Consider the following 16084-nt stretch of genomic DNA (forward strand, 5'->3'; position numbering starts at 1 on the left):
TATTACCTTCCTAAATTGTAGTTATCAAATTCATTTTGAAAAGGAGCTACAGCTTTAGCTACTTCTCTACCTTCGATATCTACATGAATATGGTTTTCTATTATTTTATTTTCGCCTTTAAGGGCATCACTAGAAACACTATCTTTTGATACAATAGTGTTATTTGCTACTATATTAGCTGTTGTTTTAGCTGTTTCTAAATTTACAGCAGTTTGCATTTTTGATGTTATGCCATCTATACTAGAACCTATATCTTTTTCTAAATTAGGTCTTTCTACATCGATACCAACACCTATGCCTTTGACTATATTAATACCTACTAAATCTCTCATAACTCTCGAAGGGGAATTGATATCTAATGCATCTGTAAAACCAGATAAAACACCATCTACAAATTCGCCTATTTTGTCAAATAACCAATCTTTTGCACCCATTATGCCGTCATAAATTCCATAAACTATATTTTCTCCTACCTCAACCAAGCGGTCCGGTAAAGCTTTGAACCAATCAATTATGTTATTAATCAAATCTCCAACATATTGTTCAGCCTTAAGATTCATGTCTATGCACCAATTTACAAAGTCATTAACTGTATTAGTCAACCACTCCCAAATTCGACCAGGCAAAGAAGTAAACCAATTTACTATGTCATTAATTAAGTTACCCATATATTCTTCAGCTTTGAGATTCATGTCAGTGCACCAGGTAACAAAATCATTAATTGTATTGGTTAGCCATTCCCATATTCGATCTGGCAAGGTTTTGAACCAGTTAATTATTTCATCAATTATTTTTGGAATTTCTGTTGTAACCCAATTATAAGTATCTTGACCAAACTTTAATAGTTTTCCTAACGTAAAACCTATGAGATACCCTATTTTTTCTGGCAAAGATTCAAACCAATCTATTATTCCATTCAGTGTATCAATAACAAAATTAACAAACTGATCATTAACATCTTTTGCCCATTTCAATAATCTAACTATTACATCTTTCAACCAAGTTTCAATTTTGCCAGGTAATGATTTAAACCACTCTGGTATGCTTTCGAACCACTCAACAACATCATCAATCCATTTAGGTATTGTTTCTGTAAAGAATTTAACTATCCCATTCCACACATCTTTAAAAAATGTTGAAACTTTTTCCCAGATAGCCGTTACAGCATTTCTAAAATCTTCATTTGTATTCCACAGAACAACCAAGGCGACTATTAACCCAGCTATCAAAGAAACTATTAGAATTATAGGGTTAGCCATCATTGTTACATTTAATTCACCTTCCGCAACAGTAGCAGCATTAATAGCGATCTTGACACCCTTAAAGGCATCAACCAACTCCATTATCGCCCCCGCAACCTTCATTGTACCTAATGCAGTACCTATTCCAGCTATACTTGCTGCAATTATATCTGCATTGTCTAAAATCCATGCCAAACCATCTAGAATTGATGGTAAATTATTTGCAATAAAATCGGCAACTTTTTCGATAACTTTACTTATACTTTCAGACAAGGTTTTAAGGCTTGCTTTCATTTCTTCACTTGAAAAAGATTCTTTAAGTTTGTTTGCCATATCATTAAGCGCAGGCAATGCTTTTTCTGAAATTGGTAATAATACATTTGTTTCTAGTTGCCTTTTAAGTCCTTGCAAAGCCTCACCAAAACTGTTGTATTTAATATTGTTTAGTTGCTGAGCACTATCCAATGTCATATTAAAAGTATCTGTCATTGTGCCTAGTGATGTTACGACCTCTGGACCTAAGTCTTCCCACATCGTACCCAGTAAGTCAACTCCAGCAGTATTTTTAGCTAATGGATCCTGTACCGAATTTAATGCCTGTAAAGTTTGATAGAAAGCTTCTCTTGCAGATTCTCCACCAGAAGCAAATTTCTTAGCCATTTCATCAGCGTTAAGACCAATTAGATTAAATCCATCGATAGTTGTTTTTGAACCATCTACAACTCTTATACTTAATTCTTTTATAGCATCGCCAACTTTGTCTAAGTTAAATGCTCCTGAAGCTGTTCCGTCATAAAATACCTTAAACATATCTTCAGCACTAAGTCCAAGCTTTTTAAACTGCACAGAGTATTCGTTTATTGTATCTATAAATTCACCAGAAAAGTCTAGTCCTTGTTGTTGACCTTGTGTCATTAAATTAAAGGCCTGTTCAGCGCTTATTCCAAAGTTGTCCATAAGTGCTTTGGCTGCTCTTGCGGATTCATTAACTTCAACACCAAAAGTATCTCTGAAACCAATAGCTAGTTCAGTAATTTTCTTTAATTCATCACCAGACAAACTTAGATTTTTAGATACTTCACTTACCGCATTTGCTACATCTTCAAAGCTCTCGCCAAGATTATCAGCATAAACACCTTTGACTACTTCTGATAAATTTTTCATTTCTTCCGCGCTTGCTCCTGTACTTGCTTGTAATTGGTTCATAGCGCTTGAATAATCATTGCCTAACTTAACAGTGTAGCCAGATAACCCTAGCACGGCAGCACCAGCAGCAGTAGCGGCACCAGCAAGACCTATCATGCCAACATTAGAAATCGACTTTAATGCACCAACTTTCTCAGTTTTTTCTGAAAGATCTTGAACTTTTTTAATAGCCTTATCCGTGTTAGAAGTTACTTCGTTCATTGCCTTTGAATAGTTCTTATCTAATTTATTAGCCGATTCTGACAAATCTGATACTGCAACTTCTGCATCACTAAAGGCATCGGAAAAGCTTTTTAGTCCTGTCTTTGCTGTGCTACTAAGTTTTTTTACTCCATACTCTAAACCTTTATTATCTAATTGTGTTTCGATTATTATTCTGCCGTCACTCAATGCTCACCACCTCAATTTTAAACAAATAAAAAGCACCTAGTTTTACCTAAGTGCTTTTTATTTTATAATACATTATCTACGTTTTTACTATTGCTTAAAGCTTCTCGTATTGCATCTAACTTCTCTTTTTCGTCTTTAGTTAATACACTTGGTATCTTGTACATTTCCTTCAATTTTTTATAGTGCTCTCTTTGAGCCTTATCTTTAATTTTAGAAATATCTATAGCACGATAACCCATGATTTTAACTATCTCATTATCTTCTTTTAAACTTTTAAACATTGCTTTAAACTTCCACCAATGAAGAAACTCAATATCTTGAAGGTCAACTCCATACTGATCTAAAAATGCTGAATAAATATATTCTGCATCATAATCATATGAATATATATTTACTGCCTTTAAATTACCTTTTGCCTTTAAAGAATCCTCTTCCTTCCCACATTTATAAAACCATAAAATTTCATCTATGGCCTTTTCAACATTGCATGGAATTTTAGAATAGTATAAATCAAGAGCTTGAACAATTTTAGATTTATCATCTAGGTCTCTGTCTTGCATCATAATTTCAAAAAGAATAGAAGTACGGAAATCTGAATTGATTTCATATTCAACGCCATCTATTCTAACTTTTGCAGGCAATAAATCTATCAAGATATTCATTATTTATTTCGCCTTTGTGCCCTATTAGGAGAATATTTATTGGCAATGTTGTCTAGTTCTTTCTTTTGCTCATTAACCTGCACTACAAGTTCCTCAAAAGCCTTGATACAAACTAGTAAATTTACTTTATCTCCAAATATCTTCTTATCTGTACCTTCTCCAAATAAAGTATTAAATACATTAAATATAGCATTGCATTGTTTTCTAATGCTATCAGCCATACCTAAGTTTTTAACTTCTGCTGCTATGTTCTCAATTTTCTTCAAAGCATTTTCATACTTTTCAGCTACATCAACATCAAATATATCTAAATCAATCAACTCAACATTGTTTATTTTCATAACTTCATTCCTCCCTAAGAAATAGTCCATGAACTGCCAAGCGTAGCAGTTTTAGTTGTTGTTCCATCTTTAAATGTAAAGCTAACAGTATCACTAGGTAGACCAACAAATTTATCATCAGTATCATTAAAAGTAACTCCAGCAATAGAAATAGCAGAAACTGTTCCTGTATTTGTATAAGGCACTTCAATAGTTTTGTCAGTAAACCCTGCTGTGAATGTCTTAGTAGTTGTATCAAAAGTTCCTTCTACAGGGTCACCTTTTCCAAGAAACGAACCAGACATTCCAAGTTCTCCGTCATTGTCATCTATAGAATCTACTTGAACAGCTATATTAAACTTTCTTGCTCTGAAAGTGTTAGCGGCTGTTCCTGGTCTATCCAAGTCAACAATAACATACTCGGTTTCTGTATCAGTACCTAATTTAAGCATTTCACCAATACCACGAATATAAGCAATAGCCACTTCACTATTTATCTGATCTGCATTAAACGAACTTGTCCACTCATACCCAGTAATTGATTGGGTAGCACTTGCTTCGTGTATGTACCTTTTTGAAGTTACTTGTGCTCCTGGAGATTCATTAAGTTCTGTAAAACCTACTCCAAGAAACTCAAAATCATTATTAACTTTTAAATAATTAGCTTGCGTTTTTCTCTTGCGTATAGCCAATTAAATCACTTCCTTTTCATGTATTTTAATCTTAGATCTATTTGATATCTTGCAGTATCTTCACTTACTTGTACTGCATACCCATTAGTTAAAACCTTAATTTCTGTAGCTTCAAATTTATTTGCCAATAAAGGTAAGTTTTCATTATCATTTTGTTCCTCTACCCAATTAGCAAAATCTTCATAAAACTTACTATTAGCTATATTCTGTAATACATCAGCACTATAACTCTCCCTACTGCAGAACGTAAACTGAAGTTGTCTTAAGCTGTCACCATTTATGTATTGTTTCAAAACTTGTTCTGTAGGTATTTCCTCAATGGAATACATAACTGATTCGCCATCTAGGTAATTTACATTAATTCTAATGCCACCCTCAAACTCTTCGAGATAAGGGCAAGTCTTTATAAAATCCTTTATTGCTTCAATAATCATTTTGCTTTACCTCCAACAAACTCAGCTATTGTTTTAATAATGCCATCACCACGCTGTGACCACATTCTTTTATCCCATTGCTTACCTCTTAAGCCACCATGTGCAGTTCCTTGCTTTCCATTGCCTTGATTAGTATAATACTGCTTCTTTGCATACAGAGCATTATAAATAACTTTATCAGCTTGCAATTCAACACTCATATCCTTTAATCTACCATGCAAAAATGGTACATAGTTATTCATCCACTTAGCACATTCTTTAGTGAGTTTTATTTGTGCCTGACCATTATTATTTAGATATCTTTTAAGCAGAATTTTTTGAGTAGGTTCCGTATCGATTTTTATATTTATACCCATGCTAAACCCCCTCAATTTCATAATGTCCACTTAAATTTGTATTGGCTGATTTAATAGTTATAACTTCATCAAAGTTTTTATCTAAATCAGCTAAAGAAAAAGGCTTAGTTCCTGTTATTTCAAAAGAAACTTCGCCTTTTACAATCTTATCTCCAATAGAAAAAGTAAAGAAGCTTGTTCTTTTTGCATCGGACAAACTTCTAAAGTGTTTTGGAGATATGTATTTTTCAGATTTATTTACAAAAATCAAAACACTATCAGCCAACAATAAACCTTTATCACTAACAGTACTGTTTCTTTTGCCTTTCCAATCGCAACCTTCAATAACTGTGCGTTTGTATTTATCTATGTTATTAGCATTGTCAAAATAATGATTATATATTGTTATACTAGTGTTAGGAAATAACACTGCCATAATATCACCATCCCTAATAAAACATCTTTATAAAAGGCTTTGGCAACATATTTTTAACATCATCAGTTATTGACCAAGAATTAAAACCAGGCTCAAAAGTAACTGATTGACCACCTTCACTAAGACTTAATATGCCTGTAGAAGGTTTAACTGTACTTAGATTTGTAGCATTTTCAATAATTTGATCAACCACAAAATCATAATTAGTCATTATGTAGTCATCTGTCCAAATTTCATTATTTACTACATTTAAATAGTTTTTAATAATGGCTACAGCCTTTCTTTGATCTGTTGTTAGTGCCATACTAACACCTACTCTTCAATGTTATCTTTGATAAATTTAATTAACTCATTTTTCTTTAAGTCACTGTAGCCAGTTAAATTATTTTCTTTGCAAAATGCTTGTAACTCTGCAACTGTCGTTTCAGAATAGTTGATTTCATTCTGAATTACTACCTTTTCAGTTTTCACAGGCTTTTCTTCTTCAACAAGTTTAAAACCTTGTGCAATGTATTTGCTTTTTTTATTTTCATCATCTGTCATGCGAATAACATTTAATCTTTCCAATTTATACAAAACTTCACTCCCTTTCTAAGAAAGAAGTATTGGTTTTAGCTTTAACTAAACCAATGCTTCTTTAATATTTACTCTACACAATTTTAATGCTTCGTCCATTATCCATAAATCATGATACTTGCGGTAATCAAGTTTCCAAGCATCTGCATCTTGATTTGTAGCAGGATCAAATATCCTAACTTTATCAGTTTTATTTACTGCTATAGGCGCTGTTTGAGGAGTTATTAACCAGTTTATATTCTTAGCAGTAGCATCAGCTACAAATCCACCAGCTGTTTGCCCAGAAGTCACTCCATCGTTGAAAACATACTTTGTCTTTAATCTTGCTGAAGGTACTGGTATTATAGGGATCATGTCTATTGATTTTACTTTAGTTGTAATTCCGCCTTTTTCAAAGTCCATAATACTTATATTTTTATTAATTTTATCTGACTGATCTAAGTAAGATGAAATTATAGCAGACATTGAAATTACTAAAGGCACATCACCACCTACAATATCCTGTATTGCTGCAATATCTGCCTTTAAAAGTTCCAATACATTAGCCGCTGTTATGGTGTTTCCTCCAGTAGCTAAAACTTGCGTAGAAGTTGTTGCATCTATACATGATGTAGCGATAGTTGAATATCTATAAGCATCAATTTCTGGAACAACCTTGGTTGCTTGAAACTGTCCCATTACATTACTTGCGCTAACTACAAAGTTAGTTTCATTAACATCCATACTATCAAGCAAGAAAGTTCTACCTCTGTCCATAGTCATAGTCTTTGTTTCATAATCCAAGGTAACTGCACCTTGTGTAAATCCAGTTGAACGATTGTAGTCTGCCAACCCATCCATACTGATTTTAGGTATTTTAATATCTTTTCCTCCATTATAAATTACTTGCCCAGCATTAGCATCCATCCAACCGGATGTAAGCTTTGCTACTGCTTGTTTGTCTAAAGCTTGTTGGAACAATGTTACATATGCACTAAAATTATTTCCCATTTAAAATCACTCTCTTTCAATAATAATTATTTTTTATCCCATCATTTTCGCTAAATCATCAACGGTTAATTCTCCGCCGCCGCTTTCACCAGGAGGAGTATATGAACCATCAGCAACCTTAGCTTTTACACCTTTGCCGACTAATTCATCGACATAGGTTTTAAAATTATCAATTCTTTTATTTGTTATCTCTTCATTGTCAGCTAAGAAATATTCAATCATTTCCATTGGTATTTCCTTTTGAGCCAAAACATCTTTGTATTTAGCTATTGTTTCAGCCTTTTCAGCTTTTGCCTTTTGCTCATTGAATTGTTTTTCAAGTTCCTCAATTTTAAGTTGTTCTGGGGTTTTCTTCTTTCCAGTAGCTTTTAAGACTTCATCGTTAATTAAAGTTTGAAGATTATTTGTTTTCCAAGTTTCTAAAGCCTTATTTGCGTGTGTATCCTTCTCTGAATCCATAAAAGACTTAAAATCCTTATCAGAACTTAGCTTAGCCTTAAACACATCCAAAGTTGGCTGTACTTCTGTCTTAAAAGATGTCTCGACATCAGTTCCTTTCAAAACTTCATTAATATCTTCATCATCCTTCATTTTTTCAATAAGTTTTAATATATCTGCCTTTTTCATTTTTAAATTCCTCCATATCCTCTAGACCATTACTGCCCTAGAACATAAATATTTTTAGATTAAGCAGTTTATCGCCATGCTTAAGGGCAAAATAAAAAGCCTTATAATCAAGACTTTAAAACCTACGATAAATTTAATTGATTTGCAATAGAATGAACTATTAATACAGTTCCTAGTACATCGCAAATTAATGCTAATTTTATTTTCAAATCATTGCTACTATCTCCGCCAAGAGTTATGTCATAAAATCCATATAAAAACCTTGACGCTATAACAATTATCACTCCAATTGTTATAAATATACCATTTAACATCATGTAATTTCCTCCAATTTTAAAACATAATAAAGGTTTTATTTCTAAGACTTACTTAATACCTTTATACGCTGTTTGTAACAAGAATCCTAATAGCATCCATATCTTATCTTTAATCTTTTTCATACAGCATTCAGCGCCTATATTTTCATCATAATTACTTTTGTCTACACAAGCTGAACTTTCAATAATTTCAAACCCATTCACAAGAACAACTCTAACCAAGGTTGTTTTCTCACCTATAGTAGATATGTGCTTTTCCTTTATAAAATTCTCTACCATTTGAGGACCTATAGAAACTCCACTAAATAAATTAGGGTTATCATCTACTTTTAGATACGCTTTTTCAAATACACATCCTGGACTCCATGAAACATATCCATCTGGATACTGTACTCTGTAACCATCAATAGTAGGGTCTTCATTAGGTGTAGTTGCATACCCCATACATTCGTTGTATTGCCCTTTAGTCATTGGTTCTGCTTTAATTAATTTTGTTCCAATGTAATAATTCATTATCTCTATCCCTCACTTCTTTTTTTATTTTTCCATAGAATAAAAAACACCTACAAACTGGGTGTCTCATTAACTGTTTTTTTCAAATGTTATTCCATTATCATTTTCATAAGGAATATTATGGTCAACTTTTCCTTCTAAAATTTCTTTTGGAATTCCATTAGGATAGGCTTTACAGTTAGCTGTGAATTTTATACGGTGCAAACAATTATTGCATAGCTTAACTGTGTTGATTAAGATTCCATCATCCATTATAGTTCCTCCATTTCAATTAAGACTCCACCAAGTTTATCATTTTTTATACTATTCACTATAAACTTACTGTCTCTACCAAACAAGACTTCTTCTTCCATTTTGTGCTGAGAGTAATTTGAAATATCCTTACCACTTTTACTCTTTATTGATAATTTTATTGAATCTTTACCTAAGAATTTATTCCCGAAGACATCATCTGCCTTGGAAGTAGAAGTGTATTGAACATAGTTTACAATATCCCCTTCTTTATGATTGTTTAAAAATTCATCCATACCTTTTTTATTGAAAGAAAAATCTAAATTTCTATATACTTTACCTTTGTAATCCGGCAACTTACTTAATGAGGAATCTAATCCTTTTACTGCAGTATTCATAGTTGAATCTAATTTTTTTCCTTCTCTTAATGTTTTATTTAACTCCCTGAATCCATCATTAGTGTAATAATCGAGTGACCATTTTTCAGTTTCATTTAATTTTGGAATTTTGTTTGTATTGCTAGATTTTTTTATATTATTTTTTTCTATAGTAGTTTCAGGTTCATTCTTAGCTTTTGAATTGTTAATATTTTTGTTTTGAATTTCCTTTTCAATGTTTCCCTTTTCGATATTGTTTTTAACAATAATTTTATCATTTTTAACCTTAGTTATTTTTTCATTATCATTAACTTGAACGTCATTTTTAGTTATTTCTTCATCATCAGCAGCTATTGTATTAAATCCCCTACACAAGGCATGAATTGAGCCAGGAGCATCTTCTAAGTGAAAAATCTTTCCGTTGAGTGGAGCGCATTTTGAACAAGTCTTAGAATCAAGGACTTCATTTCTAGTTACTTTTTTTACTCCTGTTTCTCTGCAAAATTGTTTAAATGCTAAATCTTCACAAATATTAACCTCTGTTTCTACAAGTCTTTTAACCTCATAAGCACTATTATTATAGGTATCTTTGATTTCCTTTTGAATTTGATTTACATTAATCTTGCCTTTAAGGAAGTCATCGAGTTGTTGATTTAATTTCTTAGCTACGGCTTGTTCATTTTCCCAAACCCTGCTAGAAAAATGTTTGCCTTTGTATTCCTTATTTATAATATCCTCAACATCTTTAAATTCTGCATTGTAACTATAAAAATCAAAAGTTTTATTAACAGTATCTTTTAAAATATCTGTTGTTTTAGTTACGGCAACTTCAGCTTCTGCATTGCAAAGACCGATTATGGTTTTAAAAATCTTAGCATACTCTTTTTCATACTCCTCTTTAGTCATATTCATAACATTATCCATAATCATATATGTAAGCATGATATTTGCTATGATCTGCAGTAATTCATCCCTGTTTTTCTTTTGCTCTTTATAAATCTCCTTCTGAGCCTCTTCTGCATCGTCATAGAGACTTTGAATAAACTCAACTTCATCATTCTTTGTGTAATTATCCATTATAAAACACCTTCTATTATACTTTGGGCCTCTTCTTTACTTATTCCTACAGCAGTAGAAACAATTTTAACTGCTTGCCCTAAAGTAAGTTGATTTTGCGCATACTGTGACATAACAGCAATCAAAGATTGTGTTTGAGCTCCATTTAGGGTTTTGCCCCCCCATCTAAACCAATACCATCTAGATCAATTTTAGGGGCGTTAGCTTCCTTTTCTGCTTTAATAAGTTCAATCTCTTTATTAGGATTACTAACAAAACTTAATTGCGCTAAACCAGTTTGAAGCGATACATTTTCGCCTATGCCCAATTGAGAAAGAACTTGCGCAACAATTAAATCATCTTGTGGAATATTTAGCGTGAACTTTTGAGTAACATCTCTATAATCATAATTACTTTCATTGAGTTTATTAAACAATAAGAACATAAAATATAATCTATTTTGGATTAGATCTTTCAATGCTCCTTCGCTATCTCTTACCCTTTGTTCAAGTCCAATTAATCTATTTCTAAGGGCACTTCCAGAAGTATTTGACTGCAATTTTTCATTAGTATCTATATGGCTCGATAACTCATAGATGTTCTTCTTTAAAGTATTTAAAGTATTCTGTACAAAGGTGTCATTGATGTCTTTAGTTAAAAATTTCATTACAATATCCTTGTCACTTACATTAATGATGCCTTTAGATTTCATATCTGCAATTATTTTTTCATCCATTGTACATCCAGCTGCTATAAAATAAGCTAATCTATAGTCGGATATTTCATTTACTAAGTCACTTAGATTAGTTTCGTAAGCATCTTGTAAATCTTTTAATTCATTATAAAGCGTATCTAATTCTTTGTACCTGCTTACTTCAGCAACCGACACCGGAACTTCTCCAAATGTGTTAGGAGTTGGGACATCAATTTGTGTAAAATTTTCATCACAATGAAATATAAAGTTTTTAGTATATAAATCTATATACTGTTTAGTTGTATCAAATTTGCGTTTAAAAAAACGCATAAAAAGAGTTATATTCCCAAAATCATCTCTGTACACATATCCCTCTCTTGGTGATACTATTATAGAGTTAAACAACATTTCATTATTTTGTTTCTTAGTATAATAAAGTTCGAATGTTTGCCCATAAGTAAGTAAATCTCTAAGCAGATTTTTATCATGATTTTCGCTCCAATGGAGGGTTTTAAATTCTATGAAATTTAATTCCTCTTTATTATCTGTTCTGCTAATGTAAGTGATTTTGTTAGAAAGAAGGTAATCTCTTTCTTCTTTTATAAACTTCTTTATAAAATTAGTTTTGACTTTTAAGTTTGCACGATTAGGATTATTTTTATATTCTTTACGCGCATCACTCTCACCAACTATTGCATAATCATACATTTTGTCATACAAATCTTTCTTAGTCTTAAAATCAGCTAAGCAATTATCCAAGAACTCTCTTTTAAAAGGTATTTCAATTGTATTTTCCAAGTAAATCCTCCTTTCTAAAATAATAAACTTCTATCAAATGTTTGTATTATTACAGGGTTTTTTATTTGATCTATTCTTAAGAAAAATTCTGCTGCAACGTCGGCAGCATCGTCATGAAGAGTATATCTTTGACCACAGAATTCCATAAACTGCTCATTGAATTCTTTATCTTCTGAGCAAAAAATAAATTCCCCTCGATTAACAAAAGGAACTATTGTTGAGATTTTATCATCTTTATTTTTTCTTTGAGTTTCATTGATGATAACTATATTTCTAAATTTCAATAGCGGATGCTCTTTAAGTTTTTTCTCAAGCTGATTTGCATCAGCACCATTAAACGTATTTTTTTCAATAAAAACATGCGTGATACTTGGGTATTCTAAAAGCAAATCAATCATATGGTCCACATATTTATCAAACTCTTGGCGAGCATTTATTTTTGCAAGTTCGCCTTTTCTGCAGTATTTAAATCCATTATCAGCAGTTGAACCAATCATATAGGCACTATAGTCATTTTTTCGACCTCCACCAGAAGCAGGGTCTACAATAAGCATTGTTTTTGTGAAATTATGACTTTCAATTTCTTTTCTAGTTTCAGTACGTTGATGCTTAAACCATTTTTCGCCTATAGAATTAACATCACCTTGAACCTCTTGTTTAAATGAACTAGGGTTCTCAAAGTAATCTAAGGCCAACTCTAAGCAATCCCAGAACTCACTCCATAATATATCATATTGCATTTTATCTTGATTTTTGTAATAAAACTCTTTGGCATCTGCAAGCCTATCATTGTTTTTGAAATCATTCAGTATGTTTTTAAATTCTAGCCATAGTCCAGAGTTAAAGTATTCATCAACATCATTCACTAGGACACCTTTTTCTTTTTTAAATGCCCATGTAGTAGTTTTAATTAACCTTGAATAGAAACACTCTTTATGTTGCTGAGTTCCCCAGGCCATAAGCACGGTACCTTTTTTAATTACTTTGCCATCACGCTTTACAGGCCTTTGCTTTGCAAACTTAACATCATCAGAATATTTCTTCCACTTCTTTTCTCTAGCTTCTTCAGTACGGCAATCTTCTTCACTTTGATAATCATCAAGGATTATTAAATCTGGGCGGACATTTTTATATTTTCTACCTCTCATTGGAGAAGTTGAAGAAATAGCTTCAACAAATGTTTTGTTTGTAAATTCTAATTGAGTAGCATTACAAATAAAGTCCCTATTCTTATCATCAAGTACTTTTCCAAAAGCACTTTCAATATATTGATTTTCAATCATATTGTCCTTAATGTCTTTGATAAACTTTTCAGCAGTAGAACCTATGTCTGAACATATCAATACATAAGTTTTATGTTTATAAGCAACCGCCCAGCACGTAGGTCCAAGAGTTCCAAAGGCTGATTTTCCTGTACCTCTCGGAAGTACTCTTCCAAGTTGTTCTGGCCCATTGCCTATAATGGATTCCTGTATGTCGTGCCACAATTCCTCATGCACAGCAGCAAGTGGAGCGGCGGCATTGTCTTCCTTAGGTAAATAGATATCCTGTAAAAAGTACAAACAAAAAAACTCCAGGGAAATTTGTCCCAACTTCCAGGCTAAGCCATGAAAACCAAACAAATTCTTAGAGTTTTCTAAAATTCTTTTTTCAGTTAAATCCTCGGCATCCTTTTCAGAAATACCAGTATCAGTATATGACTTTTTAAGAAAGTGATAAAGCAGCCATTTATTACGCACTTCATCACTAGGGAAATTCAAATGGTATTTTCAAGCTTTATCACCTCCGTTTTTTTTGAATATTTATACGCAAATCTAAAGAGAATGTTTTTTACTATTGCCCTGCAAAAGAAAGGTCGATTTTACATCTAGATTCTTCTTCGAATATAGTTTTCTCAACAGTAAGTTCGTTATTTTCAAGCACGCATCTAAAAGATAAAAGAGTAAATATAATATCATTTCTTCTGTAAATAAGTTTTCTAAGTTCTTTAATTACCATCTTAGCATTAAGAATATAGATTTCTTCGTTTTCTGAAATAATGCATTTTGGCTCAGTTTTTATGTAATGCAACAGTATTTGTGGCAACAAATCAGTTATATATGATTCTGTTTGACCTGTTCTTGGTCGAAGCTTGCAATTTATGACGTTCTTTCTGTGTATGTAATCTTCATAAGGTTTCAGCTGTCTTTCAAGATAATTAATTTCCGCATCCTTTGACATAAGATCACTTCTACATGACTTTATAGTATCTAGCATCCTCTCTTTATCTCTTAAAAGTTCCTCAGTTATATACAGTCCATATTTTCGAATCGAAGGAATAACATCTTTAGCAAGCCACATTTGAAACTTTTGAGCAGTCTCATTATTAGCTTTCATCCCAAGCAAATAAAATAGAGTTTCCGGAATAAAATCTCCTTCACCCACTTGTGGGTGAAAACCAAGTTCATTAATAAAAGCGTTCATTCTCTCCCATCTAATTGACTCATAATCTTTACCATTGATACTCTGAATTCTTGACCATCCAAACCCTCTAGCAACATCTTCAGCGTTAACTGATATACTTCCATCGTCATTTAATATGGTTCTAACCTCGCCAATTTCACTATTTTGGAAAATCTTAATTTCGTTATTCATAATATCTCTCCTTGTAATCTTGCTTTTTTATTTTCGCCACTTGCGGGTGAAAGTTTCGCCTCTAAAAAGTCATCCTAAAATATTATTTCTTACACTTGGCAATGCAATCACTAAGCAAAGTCAATAATTCCATCTGCTTCTTTGAAATATTCTTACCTCACTTATTAGCATTTCTTAAAATTATTTTAGCATTTGTTAATATTTATTGTCAATAATTTATTTTAACTTTCGCTAATATTTTTTTATTTGACGTTAATATAACATTAATGTTACAATACATCCGAGGTGATACAGTGATTAAATACTATAAATTATTTGATTTACTCAATAGAAAAGGTATGAAGAAAACAGATTTACTTGAAATCATATCCTCTCCAACTCTAGCTAAGCTTTCTAAAGGCGAAAATGTAAAAGTTGACGTCATAGAAAAAATATGCATCTTCCTCAATTGCCAGCCTGGAGATATTATGGAATACGAAAAGACCATAGATTGATTTCTAAGGTCTTTTTTATTTATTTGTAATAATGTCATATGCCCACAGAATCAATTCTAAACAACTTTACCATGCTTTTCAGTGTAATTGCTTGTCCAGTTATGTTTTGTAAGATTTAAAAGCTAATTTTGAGAGTTTTAAAAAATTTCTAAAAAATTTCAGAAAAAAATTAAATCAATCAAAGTATTTTCAAAATTACATAGAAATTCTGTGACTAGCTGACAGGGTTTTGGAGGATTCCAAAATTAGAACCCACCCCCACCTATGTTTTAGATCACAATTTTACCACTTACAGGCATCTAATAAGACATAACAATTATTATGTCCTATTTGTTAAACAAGCTTAAACCGTTGATATCACTAGCTTTGTGATTATTTAATTACACAACTTGAAAGTTTTTTATGTTAGTTATGTCTTCTTTAATCTCGTTCTTATCCTTATTGGAATCATCATCAGAAGCTTTTAAGTTATCTTCTTTTCTGGCTGAAGCTATACCTAAAGCGTGCTCTATGAGGAACTTATTAGCTGAATACCTGGTTCTATTATCTGTCTTCTGATTAGCTAACTCTATCATATTGTCTATGTAACTACATACATTGTTCTCAATTTTATTTTGCGCCGTCTTTTTTAACTGCTGCCTTCGTCTTTCTAACTCAGCCTCAACCAACGTTTCTTTCTTCCATGCATATATAGTTTGCCTTGATACCTTTAATGTTTCAGCAATCTCAGTAATATTAATACCTGAAAGCAACATATCGATCATTCTATCCTTATCAACAGTGATTACGTCCATATATAAAACACCTCCTAACTATTTGACACTCTATTTTACACTACACACTCTATAGACAAGCTTTAATATCTTTCTAAAGTAAATATACCTTTGGCTTTTATCTTTCTCTAATAAGCATACAGCGTAAATTAAAAGACACCTACCAAACTTAATTAGTAAGTGCCTTTTGTTTAATTCTCTATGATACTATTCTAACACTGTTTTTGCCTATAAAAGCGATAATTAACAGTTAAAAAAACGGTACTTTAACGGTATAAAAACGGCATA

21 protein-coding genes are annotated in these 16084 nt (G+C 32.0%); 1 reads left to right on the forward strand and 20 read right to left on the reverse strand.

Annotated features, from left to right (window positions below):
- Nucleotides 1-2: 2 nt before the first annotated feature.
- The 19 genes from CLOCEL_RS22095 to CLOCEL_RS22100 all read right to left on the reverse strand — a co-directional run bounded on the left by CLOCEL_RS22095 (nt 3) and on the right by CLOCEL_RS22100 (nt 14529).
- Complete coding sequence (locus tag CLOCEL_RS22095; protein WP_013291869.1) at nt 3-2837, reverse strand: phage tail tape measure protein; 2835 nt, start codon at nt 2835-2837, stop codon at nt 3-5.
- 62 nt (nt 2838-2899) lie between these two features.
- Nucleotides 2900-3499, reverse strand: coding sequence for a bacteriophage Gp15 family protein (locus tag CLOCEL_RS17630; protein WP_013291870.1), 600 nt, complete (start codon nt 3497-3499; stop codon nt 2900-2902).
- On the reverse strand, nt 3499-3840 hold the full coding sequence (locus tag CLOCEL_RS17635; RefSeq protein ID WP_013291871.1) for a DUF6673 family protein: 342 nt from the start codon (nt 3838-3840) through the stop codon (nt 3499-3501). Before CLOCEL_RS17635 ends, CLOCEL_RS17630 begins: the two co-directional genes overlap by 1 nt.
- Before the next feature lie 14 nt (nt 3841-3854).
- Nucleotides 3855-4511 (reverse strand): hypothetical protein, encoded by a 657-nt coding sequence (locus tag CLOCEL_RS17640; RefSeq protein ID WP_013291872.1) that lies wholly within the window; start codon nt 4509-4511, stop codon nt 3855-3857.
- A gap of 5 nt (nt 4512-4516) precedes the next feature.
- Nucleotides 4517-4945 (reverse strand): chloramphenicol resistance protein, encoded by a 429-nt coding sequence (locus CLOCEL_RS17645; RefSeq protein ID WP_013291873.1) that lies wholly within the window; start codon nt 4943-4945, stop codon nt 4517-4519.
- Nucleotides 4942-5301 (reverse strand): minor capsid protein, encoded by a 360-nt coding sequence (locus tag CLOCEL_RS17650; protein WP_013291874.1) that lies wholly within the window; start codon nt 5299-5301, stop codon nt 4942-4944. Before CLOCEL_RS17650 ends, CLOCEL_RS17645 begins: the two co-directional genes overlap by 4 nt.
- Before the next feature lies 1 nt (nt 5302).
- Nucleotides 5303-5716: a DUF6751 family protein gene (locus CLOCEL_RS17655; protein ID WP_013291875.1), complete on the reverse strand. Its 414-nt coding sequence runs from the start codon at nt 5714-5716 to the stop codon at nt 5303-5305.
- A gap of 13 nt (nt 5717-5729) precedes the next feature.
- Complete coding sequence (locus tag CLOCEL_RS17660; protein WP_013291876.1) at nt 5730-6020, reverse strand: hypothetical protein; 291 nt, start codon at nt 6018-6020, stop codon at nt 5730-5732.
- A gap of 8 nt (nt 6021-6028) precedes the next feature.
- Nucleotides 6029-6292 (reverse strand): Rho termination factor N-terminal domain-containing protein, encoded by a 264-nt coding sequence (locus CLOCEL_RS17665; protein ID WP_013291877.1) that lies wholly within the window; start codon nt 6290-6292, stop codon nt 6029-6031.
- A 45-nt stretch (nt 6293-6337) separates the two neighbouring features.
- Nucleotides 6338-7282, reverse strand: coding sequence for a hypothetical protein (locus CLOCEL_RS17670; RefSeq protein ID WP_013291878.1), 945 nt, complete (start codon nt 7280-7282; stop codon nt 6338-6340).
- A 33-nt stretch (nt 7283-7315) separates the two neighbouring features.
- Nucleotides 7316-7909 carry a DUF4355 domain-containing protein gene (locus tag CLOCEL_RS17675; RefSeq protein ID WP_013291879.1) on the reverse strand — a complete coding sequence of 198 codons (594 nt, stop codon included), beginning with the start codon at nt 7907-7909 and terminating at the stop codon, nt 7316-7318.
- Between the two features lie 122 nt (nt 7910-8031).
- Complete coding sequence (locus CLOCEL_RS17680; protein ID WP_013291880.1) at nt 8032-8226, reverse strand: hypothetical protein; 195 nt, start codon at nt 8224-8226, stop codon at nt 8032-8034.
- 48 nt (nt 8227-8274) lie between these two features.
- A complete protein-coding gene (locus CLOCEL_RS17685) occupies nt 8275-8739 on the reverse strand; it encodes a Gp49 family protein (RefSeq protein ID WP_013291881.1) in 465 nt (154 codons plus the stop codon).
- A 69-nt stretch (nt 8740-8808) separates the two neighbouring features.
- A complete protein-coding gene (locus CLOCEL_RS17690; RefSeq protein ID WP_013291882.1) occupies nt 8809-8991 on the reverse strand; it encodes a hypothetical protein in 183 nt (60 codons plus the stop codon).
- Nucleotides 8991-10424, reverse strand: a complete 1434-nt coding sequence (locus CLOCEL_RS22445; RefSeq protein ID WP_013291883.1) for an ADP-ribosyltransferase — start codon at nt 10422-10424, stop codon at nt 8991-8993. The genes CLOCEL_RS17690 and CLOCEL_RS22445 overlap by 1 nt, the downstream gene beginning before the upstream one ends.
- The gene (locus CLOCEL_RS23730; protein WP_278184401.1) at nt 10424-10549 is read right to left on the reverse strand and encodes a hypothetical protein; all 126 of its coding nucleotides are present in this window, start codon (nt 10547-10549) and stop codon (nt 10424-10426) included. The genes CLOCEL_RS22445 and CLOCEL_RS23730 overlap by 1 nt, the downstream gene beginning before the upstream one ends.
- Nucleotides 10550-10569: 20 nt before the next feature.
- Entirely contained in the window at nt 10570-11895 is a 1326-nt protein-coding gene (locus tag CLOCEL_RS17700; protein WP_013291884.1) for a phage portal protein, read from the reverse strand.
- Between the two features lie 14 nt (nt 11896-11909).
- Nucleotides 11910-13655 (reverse strand): hypothetical protein, encoded by a 1746-nt coding sequence (locus CLOCEL_RS17705; protein ID WP_013291885.1) that lies wholly within the window; start codon nt 13653-13655, stop codon nt 11910-11912.
- Nucleotides 13656-13728: 73 nt separating this feature from the next.
- Nucleotides 13729-14529 carry a BRO-N domain-containing protein gene (locus CLOCEL_RS22100; RefSeq protein WP_013291886.1) on the reverse strand — a complete coding sequence of 267 codons (801 nt, stop codon included), beginning with the start codon at nt 14527-14529 and terminating at the stop codon, nt 13729-13731.
- A 266-nt stretch (nt 14530-14795) separates the two neighbouring features.
- On the opposite strand from CLOCEL_RS22100, the gene CLOCEL_RS17715 reads away from it, so the two are divergent.
- Nucleotides 14796-15023 (forward strand): helix-turn-helix domain-containing protein, encoded by a 228-nt coding sequence (locus CLOCEL_RS17715; protein WP_041707193.1) that lies wholly within the window; start codon nt 14796-14798, stop codon nt 15021-15023.
- Nucleotides 15024-15403: 380 nt separating this feature from the next.
- Here CLOCEL_RS17715 and CLOCEL_RS17720 read toward each other — a convergent pair whose 3' ends face one another.
- Nucleotides 15404-15817, reverse strand: coding sequence for a helix-turn-helix domain-containing protein (locus CLOCEL_RS17720; RefSeq protein ID WP_013291888.1), 414 nt, complete (start codon nt 15815-15817; stop codon nt 15404-15406).
- Between the last annotated feature and the right edge of the window lie 267 nt (nt 15818-16084).

It is taken from the genome of Clostridium cellulovorans 743B, assembly GCF_000145275.1.
GTDB classification, from domain to species: domain Bacteria; phylum Bacillota; class Clostridia; order Clostridiales; family Clostridiaceae; genus Clostridium_K; species Clostridium_K cellulovorans.

Coding starts and splice junctions, on each gene's coding strand:
- CLOCEL_RS17630 (WP_013291870.1), bottom strand. CDS start 3,499: ATGAATATCTTGATAGATTTATTGCCTGCAAAAGTTAGAATAGATGGC.
- CLOCEL_RS17635 (WP_013291871.1), bottom strand. CDS start 3,840: ATGAAAATAAACAATGTTGAGTTGATTGATTTAGATATATTTGATGTT.
- CLOCEL_RS17645 (WP_013291873.1), bottom strand. CDS start 4,945: ATGATTATTGAAGCAATAAAGGATTTTATAAAGACTTGCCCTTATCTC.
- CLOCEL_RS17650 (WP_013291874.1), bottom strand. CDS start 5,301: ATGGGTATAAATATAAAAATCGATACGGAACCTACTCAAAAAATTCTG.
- CLOCEL_RS17655 (WP_013291875.1), bottom strand. CDS start 5,716: ATGGCAGTGTTATTTCCTAACACTAGTATAACAATATATAATCATTAT.
- CLOCEL_RS17660 (WP_013291876.1), bottom strand. CDS start 6,020: ATGGCACTAACAACAGATCAAAGAAAGGCTGTAGCCATTATTAAAAAC.
- CLOCEL_RS17670 (WP_013291878.1), bottom strand. CDS start 7,282: ATGGGAAATAATTTTAGTGCATATGTAACATTGTTCCAACAAGCTTTA.
- CLOCEL_RS17675 (WP_013291879.1), bottom strand. CDS start 7,909: ATGAAAAAGGCAGATATATTAAAACTTATTGAAAAAATGAAGGATGAT.
- CLOCEL_RS17680 (WP_013291880.1), bottom strand. CDS start 8,226: ATGATGTTAAATGGTATATTTATAACAATTGGAGTGATAATTGTTATA.
- CLOCEL_RS17685 (WP_013291881.1), bottom strand. CDS start 8,739: ATGAATTATTACATTGGAACAAAATTAATTAAAGCAGAACCAATGACT.
- CLOCEL_RS17690 (WP_013291882.1), bottom strand. CDS start 8,991: ATGGATGATGGAATCTTAATCAACACAGTTAAGCTATGCAATAATTGT.
- CLOCEL_RS22445 (WP_013291883.1), bottom strand. CDS start 10,424: ATGGATAATTACACAAAGAATGATGAAGTTGAGTTTATTCAAAGTCTC.
- CLOCEL_RS22100 (WP_013291886.1), bottom strand. CDS start 14,529: ATGAATAACGAAATTAAGATTTTCCAAAATAGTGAAATTGGCGAGGTT.
- CLOCEL_RS17715 (WP_041707193.1), top strand. CDS start 14,796: ATGTTACAATACATCCGAGGTGATACAGTGATTAAATACTATAAATTA.
- CLOCEL_RS17720 (WP_013291888.1), bottom strand. CDS start 15,817: ATGGACGTAATCACTGTTGATAAGGATAGAATGATCGATATGTTGCTT.